Here is a 13007-nt window from a genome sequence, read left to right as displayed (position 1 = left end):
CATCTCTTATGATAAACTCCTGTTAAGTCTATCATGGTAACTTACTAACTCATGCCAAAAGCAATCTCATACATTCGATTTTCCTCTAAAATTCAGGCGTCTGGAGACTCAACCAAACGCCAGAACAAGTACATAAATGAATGGCTCAAGAATAATCCAGACTATCATTTGGATGAATCGCTCAGGTTCCAAGACCTCGGCATAAGTGGTTACTCTGGCGCTAACGCTAAATCAGGCGCATTTGGTGAATTCTTAGCCGCTGTTGAATCAGGGATTATTGAGTCAGGTTCAGTGTTGTTAGTTGAATCACTGGATAGGGTAAGCCGTCAAGACATTGACACTGCAAGGGAGCGTCTGCGAAAGATTTTATTAGCTGGCGTGGATGTGGTCACATTGGCTGATAACTCATGGTACAAGAAGGAAAGTCTTAATGACCCTCTCAGCTTGATTAAAGCTGTGCTTATCATGCAACGTGCTAATGAAGAATCCGCTACGAAATCAAAGCGGTTAAGGTCTGCATGGGATGCAAAACGAGAAGAAGCGGCTAAGGGTAAAATAATGTCACGGCGCTGTGTGGCGTGGCTCAGAGTGTCTGATGATATGTCTCACTTTGAGCTAATACCCGATAATGTGAAAGCGGTTCAGCGTGTCTTCCAGCTTCGCTTAGAGGGATTGCCTTTTGTACGAATCGCCAGACAGATGAATGAAGAAGGTTTCTATACTCTGAATCAACACAAACCTGTGAAAGGCGCTTGGTCTCACACTACTGTTAAAGCACTCTTGGATAACCGCTCTGTGATTGGTTTCAAAGTGCCGTCTAATTGTACAGTTACGAAAGGCGTGAAGGAGATACCCAACTATTACCCCGCTGTTATTAGTGAAGAACATTTCTACGCTGTGCAGCAGTTAAAACAGGGTTCAGGCCGCAGACCAACATCAGACAAACCCTTACTTACTAACCTTTTCAAAGGTGTAATGCGTTGTGCTGAATGTGGTTTTGTGACAATTGTTAACTGTGCAACTGAAAAATGGCATGGGGTCTATAGATGCTCAATGAGATATGAGGGGCGATGTCATGCCAAAAGTATCAACCGCCGATTGGCCGATAAAGCCCTTGTTCAGGGGCTTCTGTATAACACTAACCGTCTTTCCCTCAATCGTGATAACGGCTCTGCTATTGGTGCTCTTCAAAGTGAATTAGAACAGCTTCAGAAACAGCGTGAGAGGCTCATTAAGCTGGCTATGCTGGCAGATGATACCGAATCAATGGCTAAGGACTTGAAAGCCCTCAACAGTCGTATTAAGGACGCTGAAAAGGCTGTCTCAGAGGTTCACCAACGAGAACAATCAAGCCAGCTTGAGACAATCAGCCATTTGGATTTGACTGTGAAGAAAGACAGGGTGGAGGCTCAAATCATTATTAAGCGGATAGTGAAAGAAATCCGACTTAACACTGCTGGAAAGAAGTGTGATGTCTTCTTACACAACGGCTTGAAGCTGCTTAACTTCCCACTTGATAGGGTGGTTGATGGTGCTCAGTGGATAGAAATTTTACCGCTGATTGATGGCGATGAATTCGACTTTGAAGGGTTCACGACTAAGCCCCGTCACATAGCCTTAGAAGAGGCACCAGATTGGGTGAAAGAATTAGAATTCAATAGTAAGATACAGTAATTTTGATTTATACCGCATTTAGAAGGGATATATGAACGAGATTGTTAAAGAGCCAGTAAGCCAGATAGCGCAGTCCTTTAGGGACAGAATTTCAAGTCCATTGTGGGGGTATGTTTTCTTCTCTTGGGTATCGTGTAATTGGACTAATATATTATTTCTTTTTATGAGTAAAGAAAATATTGAAGCAAGAATACATGCAGTGATTACTCAGTCTAATTTATGGATGGATTACTTTTGGATTCCTATTTTTATAGGAGTGGTGCTTTTTATAGGTATGCCATTTGTTCAGTGGTGGTTGTCTCTATTCCACAACTGGGTTTCTGAAAAGAAGAAAGAAAGTGACAAAGTATCTGCGCTTGAAAAATATCAGATTGAGATTGACCTTGCGGATAAAAAAGTCGAGGCTGAAAATGCTGAAAATTTATCAAGACAGAAAGAAAATTCAAAAAGTAATTTAGTTGAAGCAAGGGGGCAGACTCGGGTATCTATTTTAAATGCCAGAAAAGCTAAAATTGATAATTCCATAGAAGAATTGAAAAAGACGTATGCTGAATCACAAAAGAAGTTAGATGATATTAATTTTGAGTTGAAATTAACCGAGGATAAAGTTAATTCAAGATTGAGTCAGTATCAGGCTGCGAGCGAGAGAGTTAATGCAATAGCTGACCTGTATTTTAATTATGAAAACATTGAATCAAGAGATGAGTTTGCTTCATTTTTAAAAGATATAAAAGACAAAAAACTTATTGGGCATTCTTTTCTTAGTAGGAGGTTTGATATGATGTTAGAAAAGGAAATAGAGATGAATAATTTGGGTAAGGATAAGGATAAGGGTAATGGTAATGAATGAGTTTTTATTTGATAAATTAATTCGGTGAGTTAATGGTCATGTAAAGGAATAAATTCATGGAAAATAGTGAGCTAGTTTTACTTTAGGGTGATGTATATCCATGCCTGATAGCTCTATCCAATAGTAAAGGGTCTTTTAATTAATCTTACCCTACAGGCGTTATTGAGATAATAGGGGCGGCTCGCCCCCCTCTTTTCGCTATTTAGAAGCTGTCTCTCAATACTTCATCATATCTTTCAATCAAAGTTAACTGCTTTTTACTATCTTTGTAGCTATCAACCCATCTATCAACAGCTTCATCAAAGATGAATAAAAAGTCTGTAAAGTTGAAATATACAATTTCATCATGATACTGAGTCGGATGACCTCTTTTGCAAATGGCAATACTTAGGCGTCGATGCTTTTTCCTCAGAACATCTCTGGAGTTGAGGTTGGTCATGTGCAATAAAGAGTTTCTCAACTGATAGACTTCATCAGGTGTAATGTCTAACTTGCTGATTTCTGAATAGGTATCGAGCCATTGTTGGAAGTTCCTTTTCACGTCACCATATTCAAGGTAAGCAATGGTATCAATTAATGAAACAAGTAGCTTAAAGCTCGATATATAGTGTTTTTGATTAAAAAGAAGCTTCACAGGCTCCATGTGGTCATCATTAATCAGCTTTTTGAGGTGGAATTTACCTCCCGTCAAATACTTATTAAGATAGTCTGGAATGTCAAGAACCCCCTCAATATGATAGTTAGGGGTATGTTCATTTCTTAATTTTTCATCAACCGGATGTTTTATATGATATTGTAACTTACCCTGAACCACTGGTGTAACAATCATTAAGGGGTTAATAGGGGCTTTGACAGCCTCAAGAGCTAACTCAAAAGGCATGTAACTATTACCCACTCTCAAGTTGGTGTTGTACCTTGTAAGTGTCAGTTTTTTGTCATCATCGAGTACAGAAGGATGAATGTCATGAAATGACCTACAAGAAGCTAAATCTGTGTCTAACTGCTTACTTAAAAATTCCAGTTTTTGATTTTCGTCACCATCACGTTCATGAGAAACGATTCCGCAATGTGTAATGTGAACACCATCAGGACAAAAGTAGAAGATGTTATAAATGGTTTCTTTCATTTCCTTTGAAAATCCTTTGCTGCGTAGTCCTTATTATCTTAGTGAAAAGTTCGTCATTGTGACAGTTAATAAGGCGCTATGGTTAGGCGGGATTCCTTTTCGATTCTTGAAATTTCCATAGTGACCCCTTCAATGACTTGCTAACGCTGAAGAATCGCCGTTTAGATGGCTAAATTAACAGTGAAAAACAGTGTTCATAGATGGCTTAAAAACACCTATCGAAACAAGAATTATCAATAGCTGTAGCCTATTAACTGTTCTTTATTCAGAACAGGCATTATTCAGTGAATTTAATCCTGTTTAAATTTCTTCTTTGCTCCAAAGTAACCACCAGCAGTTGAGGCCGCTATATAGGTAATCATAATCTGAATGGTGTTGCGGGAAACATCCGACACAAAGTCATCATCAAAGATGCTTATATAGCCATCAGACGTATCAGCCACACGTTGAATCAGGTCAATAAGCAATATGTGATTCAGGTATAAAAATGCTGCAACGTTAAAGATGGCAAGCACCCACCCCAACTTGCTCAACTCTTTACCTTTACACCATAAGTATGAGGTCATCCCACAACTGAACGAACAATAACCGATGATTGGGGCAATCAATGCCGCTGTGTGTAACATGCTCTTACCGTCTATGTTAGGGGCTATCAAGTGGCTTTTAAGATAATTGATTGGTCATGTGGTTACAATCAACCCTCAGTCGATGCAGTCTCAAAAGGAAGTGGTTTTGATACTGCTGAAAAGGGTCTCTAAAGGTGTAATTAGCTCGTCTCAAAAGGTTGATTTTAAGTTTTGATACATGTATTATTTTGAGACTAGGTTTTGAGACAATTTTCAGGGAATCACCATAATGTCATCTGTAATCGCTTACGTCCGTGTATCAACTTCTGACCAGACTATTGAGAATCAGAAGCAGCAGATTAAAGAAGCTGGTTATCAGGTTGGTAAGTGGTTCTCTGATGAGGCTGTATCAGGTGGCATTAAGGCTACAGAGCGTAAAGGGTTCGGTGACCTGCTGAACTATGTCCGTGAAGGTGACACGTTGATTGTTATCGCTATTGACCGCTTAGGCCGTAACACTATCGATGTTCTCTCAACGGTTGAGACTTTACAGGCTAAAGGTGTGAAGGTTATCAGCTTGCGTGAGGGGTTCGACCTATCAACGCCAGTGGGTAAAGCGATGCTCACGATGATGGCTGGATTGGCTTCTTTAGAGAAAGACTTGATAGCAGAGCGCAGAACAGCAGGGATTAAACGTGCTCAGTCTGAAGGCAAGCATTGCGGCAGACCTATCAAAGCAACGTCTGAACAGGTTCAGGAACTGATTGCACAAGGTTATTCCCCTGCTCAGGTACAGAAAGAGTTAGAAATCAGTAAGGCAACTTTCTATCGACTGAACAAGTAACAATTAGATAGTGATTCACAATGCCCCTTTATTGGGGCTTTTTTATGTCTGGCGTTTATCAGGATCCCTGTAACGCATTCTAAGCAGTCTTTATTATTAACCTATGGGTCAGGATTACCATCATTAAATAATCGCTTAGAACGCTGCACAGGCTCAGATATGTTCATTTTTTGCCATTGGTATGGAGTCTTTGAAAAGGGCGCTACTAAGCAGAGAGATTCAGACTATCCAAAATCTTCAAAGTTGCTTTAGATATGCTGAAAGTTTCCGGTAAAGCTGAAATAAAAATAGGTCTGAAAATTTTTTAGAAAAATAATATTTGTGAAAATTCATCCACCAGCTTCAAAGCCTCTTTCACGGATCCCGATATGATTTATTGAAGGCTACAAGGTGGAAACCAGAATCACCGATGAGCGAAGCAAGGTGAGGTTAGAGGGGCTTCTTTAAAGAACTCTTAAAAGATACTCAGAGACAAGAAGATGAAAAACAAAGAACAAAAAGAATCTGTTAAGAGGTTTTAGGGTAGCATAAAAAACAATCGATTACAATCGGTTAAGGTAAATAAATCATGGTGATTCAGGGCGTTAGCCCTCTTTACAGTAATCTATTTAGTTATTCTGTTCTCTATTCTTATCTTTATTCTAATAGTGTTTCCTTTTGGCATACCCCCTATGCCGTTTTGGTACACCCCCCATTCCCTTTTGGTAGACCCCCTATACCGTTTTGGTATCCCCACCCTTCAACTAATCATGCAAAAAAGAATCCCTTATACTATTTGAGATTAAAAATCAAACAAATATGTTGACAGATTGTTAATGTATTGTTACAGTATTTCTGTAGCTTATTGAATTGCATGAAGGAAAGCCCAATGAGAAAAGACATCCCACAGCAAGTAACAATCCGCGTTGAAGTATCACACGCCATTCACCGTAAAATTGTTGAAATGGCAGCGAAACAGGGTGTTAGCTACTCAGCCCTGATTAAAAACATGATTCGTGAAAATGTAATCACAGCTTAAACCGAACAATATACGGCCTTGTTAAAAGGCATTTCTGATATTAGGAAAATCCCATGAATGAAACTCTATGAAATCCCGTTTACCCCCGCTTATAGTGATGTAACCCGAATCACTTCTTTCAACGGTGTTAAGTTATCTCTTTCAGCTAAAATGATTTACCTGTTTATGGTAGGTCTTCAAAGAAACGGTCAAGAAGTCTTCCCCTCAATTAATTACCTGTGTGAATTGTTTGGTATTGGACGAAAGGTTGCTATAGGGGCTTTAACCCAATTACATGAATCATGTCTTATTAGTTCTATTCAGCGTTATGATAGTTCTAAGGTGTACACAGTTGAAATCATGCCACCTGAATTAATTAAACGCCACCAGCAAGATAATAAACCTGAATCAGTATCTGAACCAGAGACCATAATTACCAGTGATTCTAATAATGTCCTTCCCTTTCCAGTGATTGAAGGAGATGAGAATCCAGTTATTGACGTTGTAGAAGAGATTGAACCAGTTATTATCCGTCTTTCTAAACCAAAGCCTAAATCAGAAAGTAAACTGAATTATCTTTTTGTCAGTGATTCAGAGGAAGACGACGAACCAATTAAAATGCCAGTTTATGAGGAATTGTAAAATGAAATACGTAGTGGTGCATATTGCGCCAGCACTAATAAAAAAGCTAGAAGCGCTATCTAAGCTGTACGGCCTGAGCCGTCAGAAGACCTTAGAAATTATCGTGAAAGAGGAGTTAAACAATGCCGGATAAGAAACAGGCTTCAGTAGTCAATATGCCAGTCAAGACGCTTGAACTATTGAGTCAATTAGGTGAAAAATATGATTTAACACGACAGCAGACCTTAGCGGTGTTGCTCAATAAGAAAATGAATGAGATTAGTGGTTGTGATAAAATAATAGTTGTGTGACTTTAACAATGCAAAGGTATCACTACTGTGAGTGGAAGCAGACAATATGAACCTTTCAGTTGATAAAATTGGTAGTTATTGCTTTTCGCTATAGCACTCAATTCTATTGCAGTATATAATATAGCCGTCACTAAGTATTCATTATTGATAATGAGGCAACAGATGAAAGCTGTGGATTTAATAAAGAAAATGGAATTGTATGTTCATTCCGCACTTTACGCTTGTGAGTTGGCCGTCGCTGCTAATTCGGCAATGTCATTTTCGGAGGAGAAATGGTCTACTGGCCCAAGTTTACATAGTGCAGCAAACCGTCCAAGATTGGATAAAACAATCCTCCCATTAGCCCTGAAGACATCCGAACTATTCCAGCTTGCAATACATGTTATTAATGACTTTAAAACTCCAGAAAAAGGAAAAGGTGGGGGGCGAAAGTTCATTAATATTCATGAAATGACTAAGCCTGAAGAAATTATGTCGGCGCAAACAATTCTTTACTTGTTTTGCCTGCTGGAAGAATATGAATTCTATGTCTACGAAAAGGAATTGTCCTCAAATTTACAGAGGATTTGTAATGATGATAAATACACCTTGAAAGATGTAGAAGAGTATGGCATAGAAGGCATTAGAAGAAAAAGCATTGACAGGCATATGGCAGAGTATCAATTCTCCTCATGTCGTAAAAGAATTAAACGGTGGGGGAGGTTGGGTGTAAAAGAGTTATCTGAAAATCAGATTTCTCTTTATGAAGTCATCTCAAAAAGACGAAATGAACTTACCCATTTATCATCACCTGAACCAGCTTCAAGACTTGAGGCATTGAACTACTATTTAGTTTGCCGAAATATTGTCCGGTATATATCGATATGCTTCGGTGATAAAAGTATCGATGAAGTTGATGTTGACTGGGAAGTTTGGTCTGAGCTAGAGCATAGCATTCAAAATGATAGTTCAGTTAATGATTTGGCAAAAATGGTTCGAGATGGTGGCGCCAGAGAGTAAAGCTTGAAATTATATAATTGTGGCTTTATAAGGTTTTTATCTAAAGCTTTATAGTGAGGCAATCAAAAGATTTTAGGATGTCAGCCATGTAAAAGGTTGTTGCTCGTCAGGTTTATCCGAGAAATAATCACTTAGAAACTGTTGACAATTTGTTAATGTATGAAAGAATGGTTATATGAGTTAGGGGGTATTTCACCATCCATCAATCCCCGATTTATTATCTGACTCCTCAGTTTCCTTCTGTTTATCTTCTTTGGCATCCATCCCGAACGAGTGACGGGAATTCCTCTTGAGAAGATGAACAGCCCTAATTTGAAAACATTGAACCGTGTCCCGTAACATTAAGTTGGCTGGATGCGGTTTTGTGCTTTCTGAAATCTAAGCAAACCAGACTAAGAGTAATTACTAATGACTAATTTAAATCAAGCTGTAAGAATTGAATCGCCAGTTGCAAGCATTTCCCACTTATTACCGTTCGAACAGAAACAGCATATTGAAAAGTTGTACTTCCCACGGATTCAACAGGCCACTGACCGAATGAATAAAGCTGAGGCTGAATATCAGGATGCTGTAGAATCTCGTTCAGTGTTGATTAATCAGAAGGTCGCTGAATATCTGGCTAATCCTTCAGAACGTCACGGATTCATTGTGAAGCAGGTTTATCCCACTAACCAGCAACAAGTGATTCAAAGCATGGCTGAACAAGGTTTCATGGTACACCGTGTATCTGTTGGGATGGTTACCTTTATTCGTATGCCAAAGAACGCTAAAGATAATCCTCTTCAGGAAATCACAGATAAAGCTAAAGCAGAAGCTGAATCAACCATTGACAAAATGATTGAGCGTTTGAAAGTGAAAGCCGCTGAAGCTGTCCACCAGCGAAACAAGATTGTGATTGAAGCCCGTAAAGCTCTGGATTCAATTAAATCATTTGAAAGCTATTTAAACGTGATTGTAACTGAGTCTGAAGAAGTAACCGAATAATGAGTATTCCAATGAAAGGGCTGTCCAAACGTGGCAGCTATAATCATCTTACTGACTCGATGGAATTTAAATATTTCAACGGTCAAGCAGAAATTAGTGAATCAACTTATAAGCTACTTGCTTCAGGTAACAAACCGAAGCCAACAGTGAAGCCATCTAAATCGGTAACCACGTACAAGGTGAAGCCTAAGCCAACAATTGAACAGCAAAGAGATGCAGCCTTGAAAGAGGCAATTAAACATATGGTAAGAGGGGGCTGATAATGGAAGATACAATTAATGCACCAATTAACTATTACGATTCTGAAAAGCGTCTAATCATCGGCGCTAATCTGGTTGGTAAGATTCACCCTCATTTGATGAGCAAGCTAATCAGGCGTTCAAACGATGGTTCAACACGTTTTCAGCAAGCAAGAATCACCAGCTACTTAGAAGGACTCTTAAATGGCTAATACTTTCACTAACTCTGATAAGCCGTGTATTCATTGCGGCTCATTTATCCGTTATGTCTCATCGGGTAGCTGTGTTGATTGCTCAAAGAGCCGTAGACAGCCGCCTAAGCCTAAGCCACAGATTACACGTGTGACCGCTTCAGCAGCAAGAGCACCGTTTCACTGTGAGGGTGGAGACAACCGAAATAACATCATTGTGAAGCTGTCTGAAGCTGCTTTAGAGAGCCTTGACCGTGTAGGCTACGAATTGGTGAAAAAGTACCGTTTGGCAGGTTACACACAAGAACGAATCCGAATGATTGCCCTGTCCCATATCCTCGAAGCCGCTTAATACCCGCGATACAAATCAAAGTAAGTTATTAGAGAGTTGTAATTAGCACCAGGTGCCCGGTCTGCGCTGCTTTTATCGCGATTTCAGCGGTTTCCGCATCGCGTATTTCTCCCACCATTACGATATCAGGATCCTGACGGAGCAGGGCGCGCAGTACACTGTGAAAGGTTAAACCCGCCCGGGGGTTAATCTGCGTCTGATTCATCCCCACAATGGGGATCTCTAGCGGATCTTCAACGCTGCATATATTGACCTCGTCGCGATTCCGCGCCTGTAGCGCGCTGTATAAAGTGACGGTTTTCCCACTTCCCGTCGGACCGGTAACCAGCATCAGGCCCTGGGGTTGGTTTAGCGCCGAGCGGAAGGCGGCAAGCTGCTGGGAGGAGAGCCCCAGCGCCTCCAGGTCCAGCGCTTGTTCAACCTGATGTAGTAAACGCAGAACGATTTTCTCCCCTCCGCGGCAGGGAAGCGTGGCGATCCGAAACGAGATCGGACGCTCGGAGAGCGTGAGGGTGAACTGACCGTCCTGCGGTACCCGATGTTCGGCGATATCCAGATTACCGAGCACCTTAAGTCGGGCGGTGATTGGGGCGGCGAGCTCCGCGGCTAGCGGCGCAAGAGAATGGAGTACGCCGTCTACCCGCAGGCGAATTCTCAGGCGATCGTCGCCGGGTTCGATATGAATATCAGACGCGCGCTGGCGCAGGGCTTGTTCGAGAAGGTTATTCACCTGTTCAACGACGCTGGCTGAGGCTTCAACAGGTGGGGCGAGCGTTGATATTCCCGGCGTCTGCAGCCGTTTGTCCATCCGGTCCTGGCTCCAGCATTCGATATCAATCCTTTTCTGAGTCGCGAAGCGCAGGGCTTCCATGAGTTCCGGCGCAGGGGCATCGACTACGGCGATGGCAATGGTGTGTTCATCGCTATCGAGCAGCAATGCCTTGTAGCGCTGGCACAGGGGGATCAATTGTTCAGTTTTCATTGCCGCCCCCTCAGTTAAAACGGAACACATCTTCACAGGCCTGCTTGAGTGCGCTATCGCCGGTAATATTACAAACGCGCTGCCAGCCGGTGATACCGTTAGCGTTATCCCAGGACGGCGTCATAGTGACGCTCAGGCCATTGAGACTTTCCTGGCCGGTGAGCGTGACAACGCCCGTCGCTACGGTCATAGCGGAGACGTAGCGGGTGGTTGCGGGGGAGGGGATCCCATTGCTTCCGCCATCGCAGGGGGTTAATCCGCCGTGCTCCAGCGCGCATAGCTCAATGGCGGTACGGAAAGGGACGAAGGTTTGTAGCATGTCGGTAAGCGCCGCTTTTCGCAGGTAGTTCTGATAGGCCGGAATGCCGATTGCGCTGAGAATGGCGATGATCCCGATGACCACCATGAGTTCGATGAGGGTAAAGCCATGTTGTTTGTTCATAAGTTGCTCCTTGTTATCTTCGGGAGCACTTTGCCGGGCTTTTTTTAGCGATACGAGCCGCAGATTTCGCCTAAGGAAGCCGGGTTCCAGGCTTTTTGGGCCGCTTGCATGGAGGGATTATTGGCATGCGAGTCAGTTCGCAAAAGCGAGCCCCGGCATAAAGTGAAAACCGGGGCAGGGGGATTAGCGAAAACGCATAGAGAGGTCGAGGGCGCGCACGTGTTTCGTCAACGCGCCAACGGAGATGTAGTCGACGCCGGTTTCGGCAAATTCACGAATGGTATCGAATGTGACGTTGCCGGAGACTTCCAGCGCCGCCTGACCCTGGGTGAGTTTGACCGCTTCGCGCATCAGGTCGGTAGTGAAGTTGTCGAGCATAATGATGTCGGCGCCGGCTTTCAGCGCTTCGTCCAACTCTTCAAGGGTTTCGACTTCCACTTCTACCGGCACATCAGGGTGTAGCCAGAACGCTTTTTCAACCGCCTGCCGTACCGAGCCGGAAGCGATAATATGATTCTCTTTAATCAGAAAGGCATCGGAGAGGCCCAGGCGATGGTTGGCACCGCCGCCGCATAAGACCGCGTACTTCAGCGCCGTGCGCAGACCCGGCAGCGTTTTGCGCGTATCGAGCAGCTGAGTTTTGGTGCCCGCCAGCAGATCGACATAGCGGCGGACTTCACTCGCCACCCCGGACAACGTCTGCACGAAATTAAGCGCGGTGCGCTCGCCGGTGAGCAGAATACGCGAAGGGCCATCCAGCTCGAACAGCGGCTGGTTTGCTTTTACCGCATCGCCATCGGCAACATGCCAGGTGAAGTTAACGTCATCGCCCGCAAGCTGAATAAAGACTTCTTCTACCCAGCGTTTACCGCAAAATACGCCATCTTCGCGGGTGATCACGACCGCATGCGAGCGCGCGTCCTGCGGCAATAATTGTGCGCTAATGTCGTTATTCGCATCCACTTCACCGCCTAAATCTTCCCGCAGGGATTGGGCGACGGCATCGGTAATATCAAGATTAATACGCTCCAGCAGCGCGTCACGGCGGCGGTCGGGATTGTAGCGACGAGGCGTCATGATAAAGCTCCAGATAGATAAGATTCAGAAGTGGGAAACATGCTAACCTGAACAACGTTTTTGTACCACATCCGCTTCATTTTGCCGGCGGTTTCAGCTTTTGGCGTTAGTCCGCTGAGCGACAGGGCGTATGATGCCGGGGATTTGTTGGACGCGGTGCCGCGAATGCATAAGCTAGTAAAAGGAGACTCAACATGCAGTTGAACGGGGGATGGCTGGTCGAGGCGCGTCGGGTACCTTCGCCGCATCAAGATAGTCGTCCGGATAATGAAACTCCCTCTTTGCTGGTGGTGCACAATATAAGCCTACCGCCCGGCGAATTTGGCGGCCCGTGGATTGATGCCCTGTTCAGCGGTACGCTCGATCCCCATGCCCATCCTTTCTTTGCCGAGATTGCCCATCTTCGCGTTTCGGCGCATTGTCTGATTCGCCGCGATGGTGAAATCGTGCAGTATGTGCCTTTCGACAAGCGCGCGTGGCACGCGGGTGTTTCAAGCTATCACGGGCGCGAGCGCTGCAACGATTTTTCGATAGGCATTGAGCTGGAAGGGACCGACGAGCTGGCTTATACCGACGCGCAGTATCAGCAGCTGGCAGCCGTTACCCGTCAGCTTATCCCGCTCTATCCGGCGATAGCCGACAATATCACCGGCCATAGCGATATTGCGCCAGTGCGTAAAACGGATCCCGGCCCGGCTTTTGACTGGGTAAAATTTCGCGGTCTGTTAACCCCATCGTCAGAATAAGGAGAT

At 43.6% G+C, this 13007-nt stretch carries 17 protein-coding genes and 1 pseudogene; 13 read left to right on the top strand and 5 right to left on the bottom strand.

What is annotated here, in order from left to right; genetic code table 11:
• Nucleotides 1-51 precede the first annotated feature (51 nt).
• Together GUC22_RS22470 and GUC22_RS22465 are read left to right on the top strand one after the other, a co-directional pair.
• Nucleotides 52-1674 carry a recombinase family protein gene (locus GUC22_RS22470; RefSeq protein ID WP_160183777.1) on the top strand — a complete coding sequence of 541 codons (1623 nt, stop codon included), beginning with the start codon at nt 52-54 and terminating at the stop codon, nt 1672-1674.
• Nucleotides 1675-1705: 31 nt separating this feature from the next.
• Entirely contained in the window at nt 1706-2524 is an 819-nt protein-coding gene (locus GUC22_RS22465; protein ID WP_160183776.1) for a hypothetical protein, read from the top strand.
• A 202-nt stretch (nt 2525-2726) separates the two neighbouring features.
• On the opposite strand, the gene GUC22_RS22460 is transcribed toward GUC22_RS22465, so the two are convergent.
• Nucleotides 2727-3650 (bottom strand): hypothetical protein, encoded by a 924-nt coding sequence (locus GUC22_RS22460; protein WP_160183775.1) that lies wholly within the window; start codon nt 3648-3650, stop codon nt 2727-2729.
• Nucleotides 3651-3940: 290 nt separating this feature from the next.
• The gene (locus GUC22_RS22455; RefSeq protein WP_042893383.1) at nt 3941-4276 is read right to left on the bottom strand and encodes a hypothetical protein; all 336 of its coding nucleotides are present in this window, start codon (nt 4274-4276) and stop codon (nt 3941-3943) included.
• A gap of 229 nt (nt 4277-4505) precedes the next feature.
• Here GUC22_RS22455 and GUC22_RS22450 point away from each other — a divergent pair, with 229 nt between their 5' ends.
• From GUC22_RS22450 to GUC22_RS22410, 10 genes are all read left to right on the top strand, one after another.
• Nucleotides 4506-5060, top strand: coding sequence for a recombinase family protein (locus GUC22_RS22450; RefSeq protein WP_160183774.1), 555 nt, complete (start codon nt 4506-4508; stop codon nt 5058-5060).
• An 868-nt stretch (nt 5061-5928) separates the two neighbouring features.
• Nucleotides 5929-6078, top strand: coding sequence for a hypothetical protein (locus GUC22_RS22445; RefSeq protein WP_154598168.1), 150 nt, complete (start codon nt 5929-5931; stop codon nt 6076-6078).
• Between the two features lie 57 nt (nt 6079-6135).
• Entirely contained in the window at nt 6136-6699 is a 564-nt protein-coding gene (locus GUC22_RS22440; RefSeq protein ID WP_049086393.1) for a helix-turn-helix domain-containing protein, read from the top strand.
• A gap of 1 nt (nt 6700) precedes the next feature.
• Nucleotides 6701-6832 (top strand): hypothetical protein, encoded by a 132-nt coding sequence (locus tag GUC22_RS27525; RefSeq protein ID WP_256044401.1) that lies wholly within the window; start codon nt 6701-6703, stop codon nt 6830-6832.
• A complete protein-coding gene (locus GUC22_RS22435; RefSeq protein ID WP_154598169.1) occupies nt 6822-6989 on the top strand; it encodes a hypothetical protein in 168 nt (55 codons plus the stop codon). Before GUC22_RS27525 ends, GUC22_RS22435 begins: the two co-directional genes overlap by 11 nt.
• Before the next feature lie 162 nt (nt 6990-7151).
• Nucleotides 7152-7988, top strand: coding sequence for a hypothetical protein (locus GUC22_RS22430; RefSeq protein WP_038991815.1), 837 nt, complete (start codon nt 7152-7154; stop codon nt 7986-7988).
• Nucleotides 7989-8396: 408 nt separating this feature from the next.
• On the top strand, nt 8397-8972 hold the full coding sequence (locus GUC22_RS22425) for a hypothetical protein (RefSeq protein ID WP_227673663.1): 576 nt from the start codon (nt 8397-8399) through the stop codon (nt 8970-8972).
• Complete coding sequence (locus tag GUC22_RS22420; protein ID WP_160183773.1) at nt 8972-9232, top strand: hypothetical protein; 261 nt, start codon at nt 8972-8974, stop codon at nt 9230-9232. The genes GUC22_RS22425 and GUC22_RS22420 overlap by 1 nt, the downstream gene beginning before the upstream one ends.
• A gap of 2 nt (nt 9233-9234) precedes the next feature.
• Complete coding sequence (locus tag GUC22_RS22415) at nt 9235-9423, top strand: hypothetical protein (RefSeq protein ID WP_160183772.1); 189 nt, start codon at nt 9235-9237, stop codon at nt 9421-9423.
• The gene (locus GUC22_RS22410; protein ID WP_160183771.1) at nt 9416-9754 is read left to right on the top strand and encodes a hypothetical protein; all 339 of its coding nucleotides are present in this window, start codon (nt 9416-9418) and stop codon (nt 9752-9754) included. Before GUC22_RS22415 ends, GUC22_RS22410 begins: the two co-directional genes overlap by 8 nt.
• A 37-nt stretch (nt 9755-9791) precedes the next feature.
• Here the strand turns inward: GUC22_RS22410 and GUC22_RS22405 are convergent.
• From GUC22_RS22405 to nadC, 3 genes and pseudogenes are all read right to left on the bottom strand, one after another.
• A pseudogene (locus GUC22_RS22405) lies at nt 9792-10736 on the bottom strand (ATPase, T2SS/T4P/T4SS family); the annotation flags it as partial.
• Nucleotides 10737-10746: 10 nt separating this feature from the next.
• Nucleotides 10747-11178, bottom strand: coding sequence for a prepilin peptidase-dependent pilin (gene ppdD, locus GUC22_RS22400; protein WP_004872155.1), 432 nt, complete (start codon nt 11176-11178; stop codon nt 10747-10749).
• A 183-nt stretch (nt 11179-11361) separates the two neighbouring features.
• Entirely contained in the window at nt 11362-12255 is an 894-nt protein-coding gene (gene nadC, locus GUC22_RS22395; protein ID WP_004872153.1) for a carboxylating nicotinate-nucleotide diphosphorylase, read from the bottom strand.
• Between the two features lie 194 nt (nt 12256-12449).
• Between nadC and ampD the strand changes: the two genes are divergently transcribed.
• Nucleotides 12450-13001 carry a 1,6-anhydro-N-acetylmuramyl-L-alanine amidase AmpD gene (gene ampD, locus GUC22_RS22390; RefSeq protein WP_004872150.1) on the top strand — a complete coding sequence of 184 codons (552 nt, stop codon included), beginning with the start codon at nt 12450-12452 and terminating at the stop codon, nt 12999-13001.
• The last annotated feature ends 6 nt before the right edge of the window (nt 13002-13007 follow it).

The organism is Klebsiella sp. MPUS7, from assembly GCF_009905335.1.
In the GTDB taxonomy this organism is placed as follows: Bacteria; Pseudomonadota; Gammaproteobacteria; order Enterobacterales; family Enterobacteriaceae; genus Klebsiella; species Klebsiella grimontii.
Note: the sequence above shows the minus strand (reverse complement) of the source record. Positions and strands in the feature narration are given on the sequence as shown.

Excerpts from the sequence above, each read along its gene's own strand:
- GUC22_RS22470 (WP_160183777.1), top strand. The coding sequence starts at position 52 with ATGCCAAAAGCAATCTCATACATTCGATTTTCCTCTAAAATTCAGGCG.
- GUC22_RS22465 (WP_160183776.1), top strand. The coding sequence starts at position 1,706 with ATGAACGAGATTGTTAAAGAGCCAGTAAGCCAGATAGCGCAGTCCTTT.
- GUC22_RS22460 (WP_160183775.1), bottom strand. The coding sequence starts at position 3,650 with ATGAAAGAAACCATTTATAACATCTTCTACTTTTGTCCTGATGGTGTT.
- GUC22_RS22455 (WP_042893383.1), bottom strand. The coding sequence starts at position 4,276 with ATGTTACACACAGCGGCATTGATTGCCCCAATCATCGGTTATTGTTCG.
- GUC22_RS22450 (WP_160183774.1), top strand. The coding sequence starts at position 4,506 with ATGTCATCTGTAATCGCTTACGTCCGTGTATCAACTTCTGACCAGACT.
- GUC22_RS22445 (WP_154598168.1), top strand. The coding sequence starts at position 5,929 with ATGAGAAAAGACATCCCACAGCAAGTAACAATCCGCGTTGAAGTATCA.
- GUC22_RS22440 (WP_049086393.1), top strand. The coding sequence starts at position 6,136 with ATGAAACTCTATGAAATCCCGTTTACCCCCGCTTATAGTGATGTAACC.
- GUC22_RS27525 (WP_256044401.1), top strand. The coding sequence starts at position 6,701 with ATGAAATACGTAGTGGTGCATATTGCGCCAGCACTAATAAAAAAGCTA.
- GUC22_RS22435 (WP_154598169.1), top strand. The coding sequence starts at position 6,822 with ATGCCGGATAAGAAACAGGCTTCAGTAGTCAATATGCCAGTCAAGACG.
- GUC22_RS22430 (WP_038991815.1), top strand. The coding sequence starts at position 7,152 with ATGAAAGCTGTGGATTTAATAAAGAAAATGGAATTGTATGTTCATTCC.
- GUC22_RS22425 (WP_227673663.1), top strand. The coding sequence starts at position 8,397 with ATGACTAATTTAAATCAAGCTGTAAGAATTGAATCGCCAGTTGCAAGC.
- GUC22_RS22420 (WP_160183773.1), top strand. The coding sequence starts at position 8,972 with ATGAGTATTCCAATGAAAGGGCTGTCCAAACGTGGCAGCTATAATCAT.
- GUC22_RS22415 (WP_160183772.1), top strand. The coding sequence starts at position 9,235 with ATGGAAGATACAATTAATGCACCAATTAACTATTACGATTCTGAAAAG.
- GUC22_RS22410 (WP_160183771.1), top strand. The coding sequence starts at position 9,416 with ATGGCTAATACTTTCACTAACTCTGATAAGCCGTGTATTCATTGCGGC.
- ppdD (WP_004872155.1), bottom strand. The coding sequence starts at position 11,178 with ATGAACAAACAACATGGCTTTACCCTCATCGAACTCATGGTGGTCATC.
- nadC (WP_004872153.1), bottom strand. The coding sequence starts at position 12,255 with ATGACGCCTCGTCGCTACAATCCCGACCGCCGCCGTGACGCGCTGCTG.
- ampD (WP_004872150.1), top strand. The coding sequence starts at position 12,450 with ATGCAGTTGAACGGGGGATGGCTGGTCGAGGCGCGTCGGGTACCTTCG.